This is a genomic window from Parapedobacter sp. GCM10030251 (genome assembly GCF_042666505.1).
Classification (GTDB): domain Bacteria; phylum Bacteroidota; class Bacteroidia; order Sphingobacteriales; family Sphingobacteriaceae; genus Parapedobacter.
Map to the genome: position 1 here is coordinate 246,978 of NZ_JBHTDN010000001.1, position 17,251 is coordinate 264,228.

Here is a 17,251-nt window from a genome sequence, read left to right on the forward strand (position 1 = left end):
TTTTTGATAAATTTGCTCCTAATTAAGCGTTCAAAATAGTATCCATGTCCATTATCCTTGGCATTGAATCTTCATGCGATGAGACATCCGCCGCCATTTGTATAGACGGAAAAATCTGTTCGAATATTATTGCTAATCAAACCGTCCACGAAAAATTTGGCGGTGTAGTGCCGGAGCTGGCTTCACGAGCACATCAGCAAAACATCATTCCTACGGTGGAACAGGCCGTCCGTGCGGCAAAAGTACATAAAAATGACATAGATGCGGTAGCCTTTACACGCGGGCCGGGATTATTGGGGTCATTACTTGTCGGGACTTCATTCGCCAAAGGCTTCGCGCTGGCACGGAACATTCCACTAATTGATATTAACCACATGCAAGCGCATATACTTGCGCATTTTATCGAAGAACCGGCTCCTGAATTTCCGTTTTTGTGTCTTACGGTTTCCGGAGGCCACACACAATTGGTGCTAATGAAGGATTATTTCCAAATGGAGCTGATCGGGCAAACACTGGATGACGCCGCCGGAGAGGCTTTTGACAAAACCGCAAAAATACTGGGACTCCCGTACCCGGGCGGACCGTTGATTGATCGCTATGCGCAACGGGGGAATGCGAACGCGTTTGCATTCCCCGAGCCTCAGATTTCTGGCCTGAATTTCAGTTTCAGCGGCTTGAAGACGTCGATCCTTTATTTTGTACAGAAAATGGAAGCAGAACAGCCTAATTTCATCCACGATCATCTCGATGATATATGCGCATCAGTGCAGGCGCGCATTGTGTCCATCTTGATCAGTAAATTAAAGCGGGCAGCAGAAGCGACCGGGGTGATGGATATCGCAGTGGCCGGTGGGGTTTCCGCTAATTCCGGACTTCGGGCGGCCGTAACCGAACTGGGTGAAGAACAGGGCTGGCGTGTATTTATTCCGAGATTCGAGTATTGCACAGATAATGCAGCCATGATTGCCATCGCAGGGCACTATAAGTACCTTGCTCGCGATTTTGTAGGGCAGGACGTGGCACCGCAGGCTAGATATGGTTTATGAGAGCTGGCCAACGGCCCCGTAGCTGACAACTAATACACAAAAACTCAAAAAAAACAAATACATGAACTGGACTCCCAATGTGGACCGTTACGAAAACATGCTGTTCAACCGTTGCGGACGGAGCGGATTGAAGCTTCCCGCAATTTCTCTCGGGCTGTGGAATAATTTTGGCGATACGATTCCGCACCACACGAAACAGGCGATATGCCGGCAAGCGTTTGATTTGGGCATTACCCACTTCGACCTGGCTAACAACTACGGCCCTCCGGCAGGCAGTGCCGAATCCACGTTTGGCCGGATACTGAGAGAAGACTTTGCCGGTTGCCGCGATCAGCTGATTATTTCTTCAAAAGCGGGGTATGAGATGTGGCCGGGCCCCTATGGCGAATGGGGAAGCCGAAAATACCTGATAGCGAGCTGCGATCAAAGCCTGAAAAGGCTGGGGGTTGACTATGTTGACATCTTCTACTCGCATCGGTTTGACCCGGAAACACCCCTGGAGGAAACCATGATGGCGCTGGATCATATCGTGCGGTCGGGTAGGGCACTGTACGTAGGGATTTCGTCGTACAATTCCAGACGCACGCGGGAGGCAGCGGCAATTCTGAGGGAATTGGGCACACCTTGTCTCATTCATCAGCCAAGTTATTCGTTGCTTAATCGTTGGGTGGAAGACGACGGATTGTTGGAGGCATTGGACGAATTGGGTATCGGATCGATTGTTTTTTCTCCGTTGGCACAGGGATTGTTAACCGATAAATACCTGAACGGAGTGCCCGCCGATAGTCGGGCAAAAAATATCAAGCATTTTTTTCATAGCGACTTTCTGAACGAGCAAAATCTGGCAAATGTAAGGGAACTTGATGCGATCGCAAGGCGGCGTGGACAGACACTCGCGCAGATGGCCATTGCTTGGGTGCTGCGAGACAGACGCGTCACGTCTGCGCTGATCGGTGCCAGCAGGCCGGAGCAGGTAGTCGATTGTGTAGGAGCATTGAAAAATCTTGATTTTTCTGTCGATGAACTGGCAGAAATCGACACTTACGCCAAAGACGGAGGCCTCAATATCTGGGCAAAATCGGCAGAACTTGGGTAGTTTTATCTACCCCTTTCTTTCCATTGTCTGCTAAAAGACTTTTCAGCAAGCTCAGGTAGCTTCCGGTGTTTGCCCCATGCTTTCCGGAAAAACCGTCGGAGCAGAAAGTTTTTGATCTTTCCACCGAATAGGTCGATCATTTTGCGCTTGGTGATTGCAAAAGTAAAGCCCTTCCACGCTAATTTTTCAGTTTTGGCGACGATGCCCTTGCTTACCGCGTCCCGCCGGTTAAGCAACAACATCTGATGAATGTCTATTTTTACGGGGCAGACTTCAGAGCACTTCCCGCATAAACTTGACGCATAGCTAAGGTGCTTAAACTCCTCCATTCCTCGAAGGTGAGGGGTAATCAGCGAACCGATAGGCCCGCTGTACGTGGTATGGTAGGTATGCCCGCCCACATTTTTGTAAATGGGGCAGCCGTTTAGACAGGCACCGCAACGAATGCAATATAAGCCTTGTCGTTGTTCCTTTTGCGCCAATAAATCGGTGCGGCCATTGTCCAGAAGTACTACATACATTTCCTCAGGTCCGTCCGTTTCGTCTGCTTGCCTGGGGCCACCGATAATGCTGTTGTATACGGTAAGACGCTGCCCCGTACCATGACTGGACAACAGCGGCCAAAACAAATCGAGATCCGCCAGGGAAGGAATGATTTTCTCAATGCCTACAATGGCGATATGAATCTTGGGGAAGGTTGTTGAGAGCCGTGCATTCCCTTCATTTTCCGTAATGGCAATACTGCCCGTGTCGGCAATGAGAAAGTTCCCTCCCGTAATGCCTACATCTGCCGACGTATATGGTTCGCGGAGTAGTTCCCGTGCTTTGAGGGTGAGTTCCTGCGCACTTGCGTCAATGGGCGTGCCGAAACGCTGATGAAAGAGCTCGGCAATATCTTGCAGGCTAAGGTGCATGGCAGGGGTGACGATGTGGTAGGGCTTTTGGCCAAGTAGCTGTACAATGTATTCGCCAAGATCCGTTTCCAGGGTTTTGACGCCTTTTTTTTCAAGAAAGTCATTCAGATCAATTTCCTCGGTGGTCATGGATTTTGATTTCACCACCGTTTTCGCGCCGGAACGCTGCATGATTTTCCAAATTTCTTCCCGTGCCTCGTCGGCGTCGTTGGCCCAGATGACTTTACCACCCTTTTGGACGAAATTCGATTCAAACTCGGGCAAGAGCTTATCCAGGGTTTCCATCACCCGCCACTTGATAATATGGGCTTTACGTTTGGAATTCTCGATGTGGTGGAAATGGGATAGCCCGATTTGGACCGCGGTATCGTACTTATCAATATTATAATTGATGATTTGCCGATGACGAGGTTCAAATGCCTTGGCAGCACTGTCTTTCAGGAAAGCGATTTCTTGTACAGACGGCATATGAAGCGTATTTCTACACTAATAACGAATAAAAATCAAAAGTGTTGTCATGAGTGCTTCGTCGCGATGGCCAATTCCGTCAATTGCTCAGCGGATAGGCTCGACGGCGAATCAATCATGACGTCTCTTCCGGAATTGTTTTTCGGGAAGGCAATCACGTCACGGATGCTGTCTATTTCGGCAAACAAGGCGACTAGCCGGTCAAAGCCGAATGCAATGCCACCATGTGGAGGCGCACCATATGTGAATGCATCCAGGAGAAAACCGAACTGCTTTTGTGCTTCCTCCGGACTGAAACCAAGGTGCTTGAATAATAGCGATTGCAATTGGCGATCGTGTATACGGATCGAGCCACCGCCCACTTCGGTGCCATTGATAACCAAATCGTACGCATTAGCGCGAACCTTGCCCGGCTCGCTATCCAGCAAGGGGATGTCTTCGGGTTTCGGAGAGGTGAAGGGATGGTGCATGGCGTGATACCGGCCACTATCTTCGTCCCATTCCAGCAGTGGGAAATCCACTACCCATAGGGGAACATACTTGCCTTTATCCCGTAATCCAAGTTGCGAAGCGATTTCGAGACGAAGTTCGCACAATTGCTTCCTTACTTTATCGGTTTGTCCCGCCATTACCAATAGCATATCCCCAGGCTTCGCGTCAAAAGCAGCGGCCCACAGCTCAAGCTGCTGAGGGGTGTAGAATTTGTCGACCGATGACTTGAGTGTACCGTCATCGGCATAGCGGAGATAAACCAATCCACTGGCACCGATCTGGGGGCGCTTTACAAAATCGGTCAAGGCGTCCAGTTGTTTGCGGGTATAGTTAGCACACCCCTCGGCTTTGATGCCCACGACCAACTCGGCTTGGTCAAATACGGGGAATCCCGATCCCTTGAGCACATCGTTCAACTCCACGAATGGCATTCCAAAACGGAGATCGGGTTTGTCCGAACCGTAAAGGCGCATGGCCTGTTCATAAGGCATACGCGGTATGTCACGTAAATCAATGCCTTTTACGGTTTTAAATAAATGTTTGATTAAGCCCTCAAAAACCTGCAGAATATCTTCCTGTTCCACAAACGCCATTTCACAATCTATCTGAGTGAATTCGGGCTGTCTATCCGCACGCAGGTCTTCATCGCGGAAGCATTTCACGATCTGGAAATATCGGTCAAAGCCGGAAACCATCAGCAATTGCTTGAAGGTCTGCGGCGATTGGGGGAGCGCATAAAATTCCCCCGGATTCATACGGCTGGGCACCACGAAATCGCGTGCGCCTTCGGGCGTAGATTTGATCAATACCGGTGTTTCCACTTCCAAAAAGTGTCGCCCATCCAGGTATCTACGTGTTTCTTGAGCCAGCCTGTGGCGTAATATAAGATTGTTACGAAGGGGATTCCGTCGAAGATCCAGATAGCGATATTTCATCCGCAAGTCATCGCCCCCGTCGGTTTCATCTTCAATGGTAAATGGCGGTAGGTTGGCCGGATTCAGTACGTCAAGCGACGTAACCTTTAGCTCGATATCGCCCGTAGCCAATTTGGGGTTTTTGTTTTCCCGTTCAATTACCCGACCGGTGACTTTGATGACGTATTCTCTTCCCAATTCCCGGGCCTTGCTCCGCAAGGCCTCGTCGTCTGCAGCATCAAACACCAACTGGGTGATCCCATAACGATCGCGTACGTCGATAAATGTCATTCCGCCAAGATCACGAGACTTTTGGATCCATCCGCTCAAAATAACTGTTTTACCTAAATCCGAAAGGGTCAATTCACCGCACGTATGTGTTCTATGCATTTTTCCGTTATATTAAGCGGCAAAAATAGCGGTTTTTTCGGAACAACCACAACATCATCAGCACAAGCTTCCGGCGTACGCGCGGCCCAACGGCACATTTTCGCCGTTGTTTAGTAAAATGTTCGATGCACTGCGTGCCCGGATGGCGTCCTTGTTGATCAGATAGGACTTATGTATCCGGATAAATTTTTTGTTAGTTAGGATGGTTTCGGAAACTTCTTTCAAGCATTTGCGGAGCACAAATTTTTTGCTCGTGGTAATAAAGGTCGTGTAGTTTCCTTCGGCGTGCGCGTAGATCATTTCATCTACCGGTATTTTTGTCTTGTGTCTCCCGTCAGGGAGAAAGATGTTTTGGTCTTCTTCTTTTGTCTCAATGTGATTAAAAGCGATCTCGATGGACGCATATACGTCATTTCGGTTGAACGGTTTGACGATATATCCCGACGGCTTCGTTGACTTCGCCGCTTCGATGGTGCTGCGGTCGGCATGAGACGTCAGAAAGATAAACGGGATGCGGTAGTTCCTGTTGATTTCATGCGCGAGATCGATTCCGGTTTTTTCGCCGGAAAGAATAATGTCGATCAGTATTAAATCGGGCTGGCTGCTCTTTATCGCGGATACAGCATCTTCATAGGTCGTTGAAACCCCGCATACCTGGTAACCCAATTCTTCAAGCATATACTCCAAATCCATCGTGATAATAAGCTGGTCTTCTACGATAAGTATCTTTTTTCGTCTCATGGGATCGATATGGTTATAATGACTTTATAATAATTCAGTACCTGATCTGTAATCGCAGGCTAAAGTAGATAGACTGCGCTTTTTTTGTTGTAGGAATTTGCTTACATTATTGTATTCATCTTTTAATCAGCTATTTTGAGTGCTTCCTTGAGGCTTTCATGATAATTGATCATTGACAAGTGCCGTCTTTTACGATCCATACCCTGGAGGTACTGCTGCTACGAGGGGTGGGAAAATCCTTCTCCTGTACTTCGTACCCCAAAATTATACTTCCTCCTTTTGGATTGCCGGTGGCGGTCAAAACGGCACGGTCCCCCTTGTTTAATTGGACACTGACGGCAAACGGAATTGAATCAGGCTGAATCGTTACCTTTCCCTTGCTGGTTTGGTAGGTAATCGAGTTCACGGACGCATCGCTATAAGCAGATACCTGGTAGGTCACTAAGCTTGGTCCGGATACTTGTAATGCTTCGATATGGCAATCGCATTGCTGAGGAAATAACTCCTGGCTTTTATTGCACGATAAAAGTGATAGGATGACTAAGAATAATGTCTTGACAACAGCGGTCAAATGCATAGCAGTCTTATAGGTGTTTATAAGCACAAAGATGCCGATAAAACCAGGGGAAACCGGTTAAAACTCCGCGCTATTTTTGGATTTGTAGCGATTCCACTACAAGTGTCAATTCGCGTCATTTTGGCCAAGGAAACGGGTGATTTGCATGTGGAAAACTTTTTTGTGGGAAAAAGTGGGAGAAAGTGGAGCAAATATCTACTTTTACATCATATTTATTGGGTAACATGTAGGTATGAGTCATCTCATAGGCGAATTTGATTGCAAGTTAGACACCAAGGGAAGGATGGTGCTGCCAGCTGCGCTCAAAAGGCAAATGCCTGAAGTAGAGCAGTCTGGGCTTGTAATTAATCGCGGTTTTGAGAAACATCTTGTCGTTTACCCAAGAGGGGAGTGGGATAAAATTACGGCCCGGTTAGCAAAATTGAATCAGTATGTGGCACGAAATAGAAAGTTTATCCGCGATTTTACACGGGGCGCCACGGAGTTGACATTGGATTCGGCGGGCCGCGTGCTGCTGCCTAAATCCTTGCTGGAATATGCCGGGATCGAAGCGGATATTGTGCTTTCGTGTCAGTTCAATAAGATAGAAGTGTGGTCTAAAGACGCATACAATCAGTTGTGGGAAGATGACGAAGACGATGACTTTGCCGCACTAGCGGAAGAAGTGATGGGTGGAAACTTAGCTGCCGAAGAGGATGAATAACGCGTATCATATACCCGTAATGCTCCGCGAATGCATGGAGGCGCTGGCGATTAAGCCGGATGGGGTGTATGTAGACGTCACGTTTGGGGGCGGAGGGCATTCAAAGGAATTGTTAAGGCAATTGGGCCCGAATGGGAAGCTATATGCGTTTGACCAGGACCCCGACGCGTTGCGAAACGTAATTGATGACGGGCGATTCGTGCTCATTCATCAGAACTTCAGGTTTTTGAAAAATAATTTGCGGCTTCACGGCGTCCGGGAGGTCGACGGCATTTTAGCGGATCTGGGGGTATCTTCCCATCAATTCGATAGTGCTGAGCGAGGATTCTCCACCCGTTTCGAGGCGGTGTTGGATATGCGTATGGATCAGGCCGGAGAGCTGGATGCCAGACAGGTGCTGAATACCTATTCCGAGGCGGAACTTCACCGCATCTTTGGAATGTATGGCGAACTGCAGAATGCGCGCACATTGGCAAAAACGATCGTGACTGCACGGGCCAGTCAGCCGCTTCATACCGTGGAAACGTTGAAAAGCGTGGTAAAGAAAGTGGTTCCACGCGGCAAGGAACATAAATATTATGCGCAGCTATTTCAGGCATTACGCATTGAGGTAAACGGTGAGTTGGAAGCACTGCAGGAATTCCTCCAGCAAAGTGTATCAATGCTCAAACCCGGTGGCCGGTTGGTGGTGATGTCTTATCATTCATTGGAAGATCGGTTGGTAAAGAACTTTATGGCGAAGGGGAAATTTAAAGGAGAGGTGGAAAAAGATTTTTTCGGACGGGAAATTAAGCCCCTAAAGTTGGTCACCCGGAAAGCAATGGTTGCAAGTGAGGCTGAAGTGAGTCATAACAGCCGCGCTCGGAGCGCAAAACTAAGGGCGGCAGAGAAAGTATAGAAAAGCTATGGCAAGGAATGTATATAAACAACAGCCATTGAGTGAAGAACAACAAGTGGAACTGCAAGAAACGGTGGAGGAAAAAGCAGATGCCACCCGTACGTTTTTCCAATCGCTGTTTGGCTCCGATTGGCTTTCGTCGACAGCATTTGTAGGGTACATTCCGTTTATTGCATTTGTCGGATTGTTGGCGATTATATACATCGCCAATAGGCATTACGCCGAGCGGACAGTGCGCGAGATAGATCATTTAGGAAAAGAGGTAAAGGAGATGAATTGGGACTACAAATCCCTCTCGGCCGACCTTATGAAGATGACTACACAAACTGAGATTGCCAAAAGGGTGGACAGCATGGGACTGAAAGAACGTACCGAACCACCCAAAAAAATAAGGATCATCAAACCCAAAAATTAGCGGGTGGATTTTAAATGACACAGACATGAACATCAGAACCGACATATTACTGAGAGCGTACCTGTCCTTCGGACTGATCGTGTTGTTTGCGGTAGCTGTGCTGGTAAAACTTTTCCATTTGCAATACGTGGAGGGAGAAGTATGGCAGGCAAAGGCCGATAGCATGTCTACCCGTTATATCGATGTAGAAGCCGTACGGGGTAATATTTTTTCAAATGATGGTAGCTTGTTGGCTACGTCGGTGCCCGAGTATGACCTCAGGATGGATTTGTTGGCTCCAGGTATTGAAGATAACGATGTTTTTTATTCAAAAGTAGACTCATTGGCCGCTAAATTAGCCCTGTTTTTCAAAGACAAATCATCCGCCCAGTATTCGCGGTTACTGAAGGAAGCCCGGAAGAAAAAAAATAGGTATTATTTAATTAAGCGTGATGTGGGCCACCAGGAATTAAAGCAGGTCCGGGAGTTTCCCGTTTTTAATCTGGGCAAATATAAAGGAGGGCTGATTGCGGAACGCAAAAACAAGCGGATCCTGCCGTTCACTAACTTGGCGGCACGGACAATCGGTTACAAGATACCCACCGAAGATGTGAACGTAGGATTGGAAGGTGCATACGGCGAATACATCGATGGGAAAAGTGGTAAGCGGTTGGTGCAACGCATAGCCGGTGGAGTATGGATGCCGGTGAACCGTGAAATCGAGGTGGCACCGGTCGATGGTTCGGACATTATTTCGACGATCGATGTCAATATGCAGGATATGGCTCAACGTGCATTGGAAAAGCAGTTAATTGCGAGCAATGCTGATAATGGTTGCGTGGTTTTGATGGAAGTGGCGACCGGCGAAATCCGAGCCATTGCCAATTTTACCAAAGATAGTGACGGTAAATACCGTGAGAAATTCAACTATGCCATTGCGCAGAGCGCCGAGCCGGGTTCGACGTTTAAACTGGCGTCTTATCTGGTGGCTTTGGAAGACGGTAAAATTGACACCAATACCATTGTGGAGACGGGTAATGGAACTTATCAGGTGCATCGGCACACCATTAAGGACACGCATGCTTACGGAACGGTGACCGTAAAAAAAGCATTTGAAGTTTCGTCAAACGTTGCCATAACCAAAATTATCAATACCCATTACAAAAACAACCCGGCGGCGTTTACCAAGCGCCTGCATGCGCTGCATCTCAATGAGCCGCTGGGCCTCCAGATCCCAGGTGAGGGTAATCCGCTGATCAAAACACCTGAAAGCAAAAGCTGGAGTGGGCTCTCTCTTCCGCAGATGGCGTATGGTTACGAGTTGAAGCTGACGCCGCTGCAGACACTTACTTTGTATAATGCGGTAGCGAATAATGGAAAAATGGTTGCCCCGTTGTTTGTAAAAGAAATCAGGCACCTCGGAAATACCATCGAGCGCTTCGAGCCCCGTGTGATTGAAGAACAAATCGCTTCTCCGAGCACAATCGGTAAACTGCGTGCAATGCTGGAAGGAGTGATGATTGAAGGAACTGGTAAGCGCTTACGTAATCCGCTGTTTCCGGCCGCCGGTAAAACCGGCACTGCCCAAATGGCCGACGGAGCAGCGGGCTACCGAAACCGGAAATATCAGTCGTCGTTTGCCGGGTACTTTCCGGCCGATAATCCCAAATATTCCATGATTGTGGTGGTTCGTAACCCGCGCAATGGCTACTACGGCGCTTCCATTGCCGGACCGGTATTTCGCGAATTGGCAGATATGGTGTATGCCAACGACCTCAATCTGCAAAGTGATTTTGATCGGATGCGGTTTGTGGGGAATACCGAGCTTCCTCAGTCATTGAAAGGTTCGAAGGCCGCAACACTAAAGGTGTTTGAAGCGTTGGGTATCAAAACAACGTACGCTTCTGCGGAGCCGATGCAGTCGATTGACACGGTTAAGGGAATCTCTTTTTCGGATACCGAGATCAACGAAGGTGTCGTCCCTGATGTGACAGGAATGGGGCTGATCGACGCGTTGTATGCACTCGAAAACGCGGGATATCGCACCCAGGTTAAGGGCAAAGGTAAGGTGGTCTCACAATCATTGGCGGCCGGACAAAAGATAAAAATAGGAACTCCGATATCGATTGAATTGCAATGAGGGCGTTGAAGGACATACTCCACGGCATACCCGTACGTCAGGTAATCGGTAACCTGAATGTAACGGTGAGCAACCTATGTTTCGATTCGCGCAAAGTCGGATCTGAAAGCTTGTTTGTAGCGGTAGTCGGGACCCATACGGATGGACACGGGTTTATCGACGGGGCCATAGCTGCCGGGGCGTCCGTGATACTTTGCGAACAGCTTCCCGAAAAAAGTCAGGATCACGTTACCTATGTACAGGTAGATGATACCGCTTTTGCGTTGGGTGTTTCAGCCGCTAACTATTACGGGAATCCGTCCAAACAGTTGCGGCTTGTGGGGGTAACGGGAACGAATGGGAAAACCACCATTGTAACGCTGTTGTATAAACTTTTTCGCAAACTGGGTTACGAAGCTGGATTGCTGTCCACAGTTCAGAATCAGGTGGGCGACCGTGTTGTAGCTGCAACCCACACAACTCCGGACCCTATCGCACTCAATAGTCTCCTCCACGAGATGGTGGAAGCCGGTTGCGATTACTGCTTTATGGAGGTAAGTTCCCATGCGATCGTACAGCAGCGAGTTGCAGGCCTGAACTTCGCCGGAGGGATTTTTTCAAACATTACGCACGATCACCTCGATTTCCATAAAACCTTCGACGAATATATAAAAGCAAAAAAGACCTTTTTTGACGGACTTGATCGGTATGCTTTTGCACTATCCAATGCCGACGACAAGCACGGGACGGTCATGCTTCAGAATACGTTTGCGCACAAAAAGACCTATGGAATCAGGAGTATGGCCGATTTCAAGGCAAAGGTGATTGAAAGTCATTTCGATGGGATGCTGCTCAACCTGGACGGCCAGGAAGTATGGGTGAAGCTAGTGGGAGGCTTCAATGCCTATAACGTACTGGCGGTATACGGCGCTGCCATCCTGCTGGAACAGGAAACTATGAAAGTGCTTACCGCGCTGAGTAATATCAGCGGAGCCGAGGGGCGCTTTGATACCCTGATCTCTTCCAAGGGCGTCATCGGCATTATCGATTATGCACACACACCCGACGCAGTGCGGAATGTACTGGAAACCATCAACGATCTCCGGAAAAAGGATGAGCACGTCATCACGGTGCTGGGATGCGGCGGTGATAGAGACAAAGCCAAGCGGCCTCAAATGGCAGCTGTCGCGGTAAAAAACAGTAGTAAAGTTATCATCACTTCGGATAACCCGCGCACGGAAGATCCCATGCAGATTATCCACGATATGGAGGCGGGCATTCCTGAAGACCACAAGCGAAAGGTTTTTTCCGTTGCCGATAGGCGGGAGGCGATCCGGGCGGCCTGTCATCTGGCACAGCCGGGGGACATTATCCTGATCGCGGGAAAGGGCCATGAAAAATATCAGGAAATCAACGGTGAGCGTTTTGATTTTGATGACAAGCAGGTTTTAAGTAACGCATTTAACGAACAATAACGCCATATGCTCTATTATCTATTCACTTGGATCGAACAGTACGTACATATCCCCGGGTCGGGCTTGTTCCAGTATATCTCATTCCGTACGGCTGTGGCAGTGATTGTGTCGTTGATTATCACCACGGGATACGGCAGCCGCCTGATTCGTGTTTTACGGGTAAAGCAGGTAGGGGAAACCATTCGGGATCTGGGACTTGAGGGGGAAAAGAAGAAACAGGGTACGCCAACCATGGGTGGTTTGATTATCATTACTGGAATCATGATCCCAACGTTATTATTTGCTAAGTTGGAAAACATCTATGTAATCCTGATGCTGATCACAACCGTCTGGATGGGAGCCATTGGATTTTTGGATGATTATATTAAGGTATTCCGCAAAAACAAAGAAGGATTGGCCGGCCGTTTTAAAATTGTGGGTCAAGTGGGATTGGGGATTATTATTGCCTGTACGATGTATTTTCATCCCCAAATCGTGGTGCGTGAAACGGTGGCGAATCCGGTGCCCGGAAGCCAGGTCGAAGCACACGTACAGGAGAGCACCGGACAAAAATATTATACAAAGGACGTCAAGTCGACAAAAACAAATATCCCCTTTTATAAAAACAACGAGTTTGACTATGCGAAAGTGTTGAGCATATTTGGCCTTAACAGCCCTGTCCTCACATTTGTTGTGTTTTTATTGGTCGTCGTTATTATTGTAACAGCGGTGTCCAATGGCGCCAATATTACCGACGGGATCGACGGACTCGCAACGGGTACATCGGCTACGATCGGCGCCACGCTGGCCATTTTGGCTTACGTATCCGGTAACGTGATTTTCTCGGATTACCTGAATATTATGTATATTCCCAATTCAGGCGAGCTGGTTATCTTCGCAGGCGCCTTCGTTGGGGCATGTACGGGATTTCTTTGGTACAACTCCTACCCAGCCCAGGTATTTATGGGCGATACGGGAAGCCTTGCTATCGGGGGTATTATTGCGGCATTTGCCGTTCTGATACGTAAGGAACTGCTCATACCGATCTTATGCGGCGTATTTCTGATCGAAAACTTATCGGTAATCATGCAGGTATCCTACTTCAAATACACGAAGCGGAAATATGGAGAGGGACGACGGATTTTCCGGATGGCGCCTTTGCATCATCATTACCAGAAAAAAGGGTATCACGAGGCAAAAATCGTAACCCGCTTCTGGATATTGGGAGTTATCCTGGCAATACTGACCATTGTTACCTTAAAAATAAGATAGTATGGCAGCAATACCAACATATCACTATCCGCAGCAAGGTAGAATTACGGTGCTGGGTGCTGGCGAGAGCGGCGTTGGAACGGCTATACTTGCCCAGAAAAAAGGATTTGACGTTTGGGTGTCGGACAGCGGAAAAATTGCCGACCACTACAAGAAGGAATTACAGGAAGCGGGCATATCCTACGAAGAAGGGGCACACAGTGAATCAAAAATATTGGAATCCGATCTGGTAATCAAAAGCCCGGGGATACCGCAAACGGTATCCATCGTGCGGCAACTGAAAGCCGCTCAGATCCCCGTGATCGCCGAAATCGAATTTGCCGCACAATATACCGATGCGAAGCTGATTTGCATAACGGGTTCCAATGGAAAGTCGACCACCACGATGCTCACTTGGCATATTTTGAGCCGCGGTGGCCTCCATGTCGGGTTGGCGGGCAACATCGGGCGGAGCTTCGCTTTACAGGTTGCCCGCGAACAATACGATTATTACGTGTTAGAGCTGAGCAGCTTTATGCTCGATGATATGGAGCATTTCCGCGCCGATGTAGCCGTGTTGCTTAATATTACACCCGACCATCTGGACCGGTATGACCATAACCTGGAAAATTACGTCGATTCTAAGTTCCGCATCATCCGGAATCAACGGCCGGAAGATTTATTTATCTACTGCGCCGATGATCCGATTACGGTACAAGGCTTGGAAAGACACCATCCTTTGGCGACCACGCTGCCTTTCAGTATTGAAAAGCGGATCGAGCCAGGGGCATACTTGAATACCCACAATGAAATAGAAATTAATATACCACACCAAGATACATTTACAATGGATATCAACGAACTTTCGCTTCAGGGCAAACACAATGTGTACAACAACATGGCCTCCGGATTGGTGGCCAAAGCGCAGGAACTCCGTAATGCTTCGATGAAGGAAAGCATGGGGTCCTTTAAAAACATCCCGCACCGCCTTGAATTTGTAGCTTGCATCGCCGGTGTCAATTACATCAATGACTCTAAGGCCACGAATGTAAATGCGGTATGGTATGCATTGGAAAGCCTTGCCCCACAGGTCGTCCTGATTATGGGGGGAGTGGATAAGGGCAATGACTACGAGATGCTCCGCGACCTGGTGCGCACCAAAGTACGGGCTATCGTATGTATTGGGAAGGATAATTCGCGGATCTATGACTCCTTAGAAGAAGATGCGCAGATTATTGTAAACAGCTCAAGTATGCGCGATGCCGTCGAAATAGCATCCCACCTGGCTCAAAAGGGCGATACGGTGCTGTTGTCGCCAGCCTGCGCAAGTTTCGATTGGTTTAAGAATTTCGAAGACCGGGGCGAACAGTTTAAGGAAGCCGTGATGAATTTATAAGAGGAAACCTGATTGTGAGGCTGTAAGCCACCTGTTGGGCACAAAAAAGCCGATAGCTGATAACTAACAAAGACATGGAAAAGGCATTTTCGAAACTAAAAGGAGACCGGTGGTTGTGGATCATCATCATTATCTTATCCGTTTGGTCACTATTAGCCGTATATAGTTCCGTCGGAACGTTGGCGTATAAAGAAGGTAAAGGCACGGAGGTGTACCTTATTAAGCATACGTTATTGATTTTCGGCGGTTTTGCGCTGATGTATTTTTCACATTTGCTGGATTATCGCTGGTATGCAGGTATTTCCAAAATTCTAATGGCCGTTACGATTCCACTGTTGCTATATACGTTGATTTTCGGAGATACGATCAACGATGCAAACCGGTGGTTGACCATTCCGGTGATTAACCAAACGTTTCAAACGTCCGACTTGGCCAAATTAGCGTTGATTACTTTTCTGGCGCGAACATTGACCCGCAAACAGGAAAATATCAAAGACGTGAAAAAGGCATTCCTGCCGATTATGGGTTCGGTATGCCTCATTTTTGCGCTGATTGCACCCGCGAACCTTTCGACGGCACTGATGCTGTTCGGCGTCAGCGTATTGCTATTGATTATCGGGCGGATCAGCATTAAGCAGATTGCGTATGTTTGCCTGGGCGTTTTTGTCCTTCTGGTTTTGGTGGTTTCATTGGGACCCAGGAGACAAACCTATATGTCGCGCGTACAAACCTATCTCAACGGCGAGGCTGCCGACGACGATAAGTCGTTTCAATCCGATCACGCAAAAATAGCAATTGCCACCGGCGGACTATTCGGCAAAGGCCCCGGCAATAGCACCCAGCGGAACGTGTTGCCGCATCCTTATTCGGACTTTATCTTTGCAATCATCATCGAGGAATACGGAACCGTCGGGGGCTTCATATTGGTGTGTTTATATGTGGTACTCATGTTCCGGTGTATCCGTATCGTTACGCTGAGTCCCAAAGCCTTTGGTGCGCTACTGGCTGCAGGATTAGGCTTTAGCCTTACCCTGCAGGCACTGGGGAATATGGCGGTTGCCGTCGGACTCGGTCCGGTAACCGGTATTCCGCTGCCTTTGGTGAGTATGGGGGGCACGTCTATATTGTTCACCAGCGTCGCTTTCGGAATTATTTTAAGCGTAAGCCGGAATATCGACGAGCTGAAGGAGAGAGGCGTCGAAAGCCGCACCAAAAAGGTTGTGATCGGCGAAATTCCGGCAATGGGATGATTTTAATAAACTAATTAATCAGGTAACGACCAATGGCAAAACGTATCATAATCAGCGGAGGGGGCACCGGGGGACACATCTTCCCTGCGATAGCCATTGCTCATGCCCTGAAGAGGTTGGAACCCGCTACCCGGCTACTTTTTGTAGGGGCTAATGGAAAAATGGAAATGGATAAGGTACCGGCTGCTGGCTATGAAATCGTGGGTTTAGATATCCAGGGTATCGATAGGAAATCGCTATGGAAGAACCTTGCGTTGCCGTTCAAATTGTATAAAAGTATCAGCAGGGCACGTCAGATAGTGCGTGATTTCAAACCGGATGTCGCCGTCGGGGTGGGTGGCTACGCATCTGGACCATTGCTCCATACCGCCGCTCAAATGGGCATACCCTGCTTGATTCAGGAGCAAAACTCCTACGCGGGCATCACCAATAAACGTTTGGGTAAAAAAGTCGATAAGATATGTGTCGCTTTTGAAGGAATGGAACGTTTTTTCCCGAAGGAAAAAATCCTTTTTACCGGAAATCCGATCAGGCGGGAGTCGGTCGCTATCCATAATAAACGATTTGAAGCCGCCGAGTTGTTAAGCCTTTCACTCCATCGGAAAACGATCCTGCTGACCGGTGGAAGCCTAGGGGCGCGTACTTTGAACGAATGTATGCGCGCGGGCTTAGATAAACTGGTCAACGCAGGCGTACAGGTGATTTGGCAGTGCGGCGAGTATTATTACGAAGGACTCCGTCGGTCGATAGAAGGGAAGTATCAAGATTATGTAAAACTGACCGCTTTCCTGCACCGGATGGACCTGGCCTACGCGGCTGCGGACGTCATCATCGCCCGGGCAGGTGCCGGTACCATCGCGGAACTCTGTGTGGTAGGCAAACCGGTTGTTTTAGTGCCGTCGCCGAATGTCGCGGAAGATCACCAGACTAAAAATGCGCTGGCATTGGTGAATAAACGGGCGGCCCTGATGGTAAGCGATGCCGAAGCCCCGCAAAGACTGGTCGATACGGCCTTGAATCTGTTGAATGACCGCAATTTGTGCGGAACACTGGAAACGAATATTAAACAATTAGCGATTTCGAATGCGGACGAAGTGATTGCACGTGAAGTCCTGAAATTGGCAGCAAATAAGTAAAAAAAAATAGCT

At 48.4% G+C, this 17,251-nt stretch carries 15 protein-coding genes; 11 read left to right on the plus strand and 4 right to left on the minus strand.

From position 1 onward, the window contains the following. Positions 1-44: 44 nt before the first annotated feature. Both tsaD and mgrA read left to right on the plus strand, forming a co-directional pair. On the plus strand, positions 45-1,046 hold the full coding sequence (tsaD, locus tag ACFQRK_RS01235) for a tRNA (adenosine(37)-N6)-threonylcarbamoyltransferase complex transferase subunit TsaD (protein ID WP_379002821.1): 1,002 nt from the start codon (positions 45-47) through the stop codon (positions 1,044-1,046). Between the two features lie 61 nt (positions 1,047-1,107). Beyond that, positions 1,108-2,142 carry an L-glyceraldehyde 3-phosphate reductase gene (mgrA, locus tag ACFQRK_RS01240; RefSeq protein ID WP_379002823.1) on the plus strand — a complete coding sequence of 345 codons (1,035 nt, stop codon included), beginning with the start codon at positions 1,108-1,110 and terminating at the stop codon, positions 2,140-2,142. Between the two features lie 2 nt (positions 2,143-2,144). On the opposite strand, the gene ACFQRK_RS01245 is transcribed toward mgrA, so the two are convergent. From ACFQRK_RS01245 to ACFQRK_RS01260, 4 genes are all read right to left on the minus strand, one after another. Beyond that, on the minus strand, positions 2,145-3,524 hold the full coding sequence (locus ACFQRK_RS01245) for a LutB/LldF family L-lactate oxidation iron-sulfur protein (RefSeq protein WP_379002825.1): 1,380 nt from the start codon (positions 3,522-3,524) through the stop codon (positions 2,145-2,147). A gap of 47 nt (positions 3,525-3,571) precedes the next feature. Next, positions 3,572-5,320, minus strand: a complete 1,749-nt coding sequence (aspS, locus tag ACFQRK_RS01250; RefSeq protein ID WP_379002826.1) for an aspartate--tRNA ligase — start codon at positions 5,318-5,320, stop codon at positions 3,572-3,574. A 57-nt stretch (positions 5,321-5,377) separates the two neighbouring features. Beyond that, a complete protein-coding gene (locus ACFQRK_RS01255; protein ID WP_379002827.1) occupies positions 5,378-6,061 on the minus strand; it encodes a response regulator in 684 nt (227 codons plus the stop codon). 169 nt (positions 6,062-6,230) lie between these two features. Next, positions 6,231-6,638, minus strand: coding sequence for a hypothetical protein (locus tag ACFQRK_RS01260; RefSeq protein ID WP_379002828.1), 408 nt, complete (start codon positions 6,636-6,638; stop codon positions 6,231-6,233). A gap of 232 nt (positions 6,639-6,870) precedes the next feature. Here ACFQRK_RS01260 and mraZ point away from each other — a divergent pair, with 232 nt between their 5' ends. The 9 genes from mraZ to murG all read left to right on the plus strand — a co-directional run bounded on the left by mraZ (position 6,871) and on the right by murG (position 17,239). Next, entirely contained in the window at positions 6,871-7,341 is a 471-nt protein-coding gene (gene mraZ, locus ACFQRK_RS01265; protein ID WP_379002831.1) for a division/cell wall cluster transcriptional repressor MraZ, read from the plus strand. Then, entirely contained in the window at positions 7,334-8,239 is a 906-nt protein-coding gene (gene rsmH / locus ACFQRK_RS01270) for a 16S rRNA (cytosine(1402)-N(4))-methyltransferase RsmH (protein ID WP_379002833.1), read from the plus strand. Before mraZ ends, rsmH begins: the two co-directional genes overlap by 8 nt. Before the next feature lie 7 nt (positions 8,240-8,246). After that, complete coding sequence (locus ACFQRK_RS01275) at positions 8,247-8,654, plus strand: FtsL-like putative cell division protein (protein WP_379002835.1); 408 nt, start codon at positions 8,247-8,249, stop codon at positions 8,652-8,654. 25 nt (positions 8,655-8,679) lie between these two features. Continuing rightward, positions 8,680-10,773, plus strand: coding sequence for a penicillin-binding protein (locus tag ACFQRK_RS01280; protein WP_379002837.1), 2,094 nt, complete (start codon positions 8,680-8,682; stop codon positions 10,771-10,773). Then, complete coding sequence (locus ACFQRK_RS01285; protein WP_379002839.1) at positions 10,770-12,227, plus strand: UDP-N-acetylmuramoyl-L-alanyl-D-glutamate--2,6-diaminopimelate ligase; 1,458 nt, start codon at positions 10,770-10,772, stop codon at positions 12,225-12,227. Before ACFQRK_RS01280 ends, ACFQRK_RS01285 begins: the two co-directional genes overlap by 4 nt. 6 nt (positions 12,228-12,233) lie before the next feature. Then, a complete protein-coding gene (gene mraY / locus ACFQRK_RS01290; protein ID WP_379002841.1) occupies positions 12,234-13,478 on the plus strand; it encodes a phospho-N-acetylmuramoyl-pentapeptide-transferase in 1,245 nt (414 codons plus the stop codon). Between the two features lies 1 nt (position 13,479). Continuing rightward, the gene (gene murD / locus ACFQRK_RS01295; protein WP_379002842.1) at positions 13,480-14,853 is read left to right on the plus strand and encodes a UDP-N-acetylmuramoyl-L-alanine--D-glutamate ligase; all 1,374 of its coding nucleotides are present in this window, start codon (positions 13,480-13,482) and stop codon (positions 14,851-14,853) included. 74 nt (positions 14,854-14,927) lie between these two features. Next, positions 14,928-16,103, plus strand: coding sequence for an FtsW/RodA/SpoVE family cell cycle protein (locus ACFQRK_RS01300; protein ID WP_379002844.1), 1,176 nt, complete (start codon positions 14,928-14,930; stop codon positions 16,101-16,103). A gap of 32 nt (positions 16,104-16,135) precedes the next feature. Then, a complete protein-coding gene (gene murG, locus ACFQRK_RS01305; protein ID WP_379002845.1) occupies positions 16,136-17,239 on the plus strand; it encodes an undecaprenyldiphospho-muramoylpentapeptide beta-N-acetylglucosaminyltransferase in 1,104 nt (367 codons plus the stop codon). Positions 17,240-17,251 lie beyond the last annotated feature (12 nt).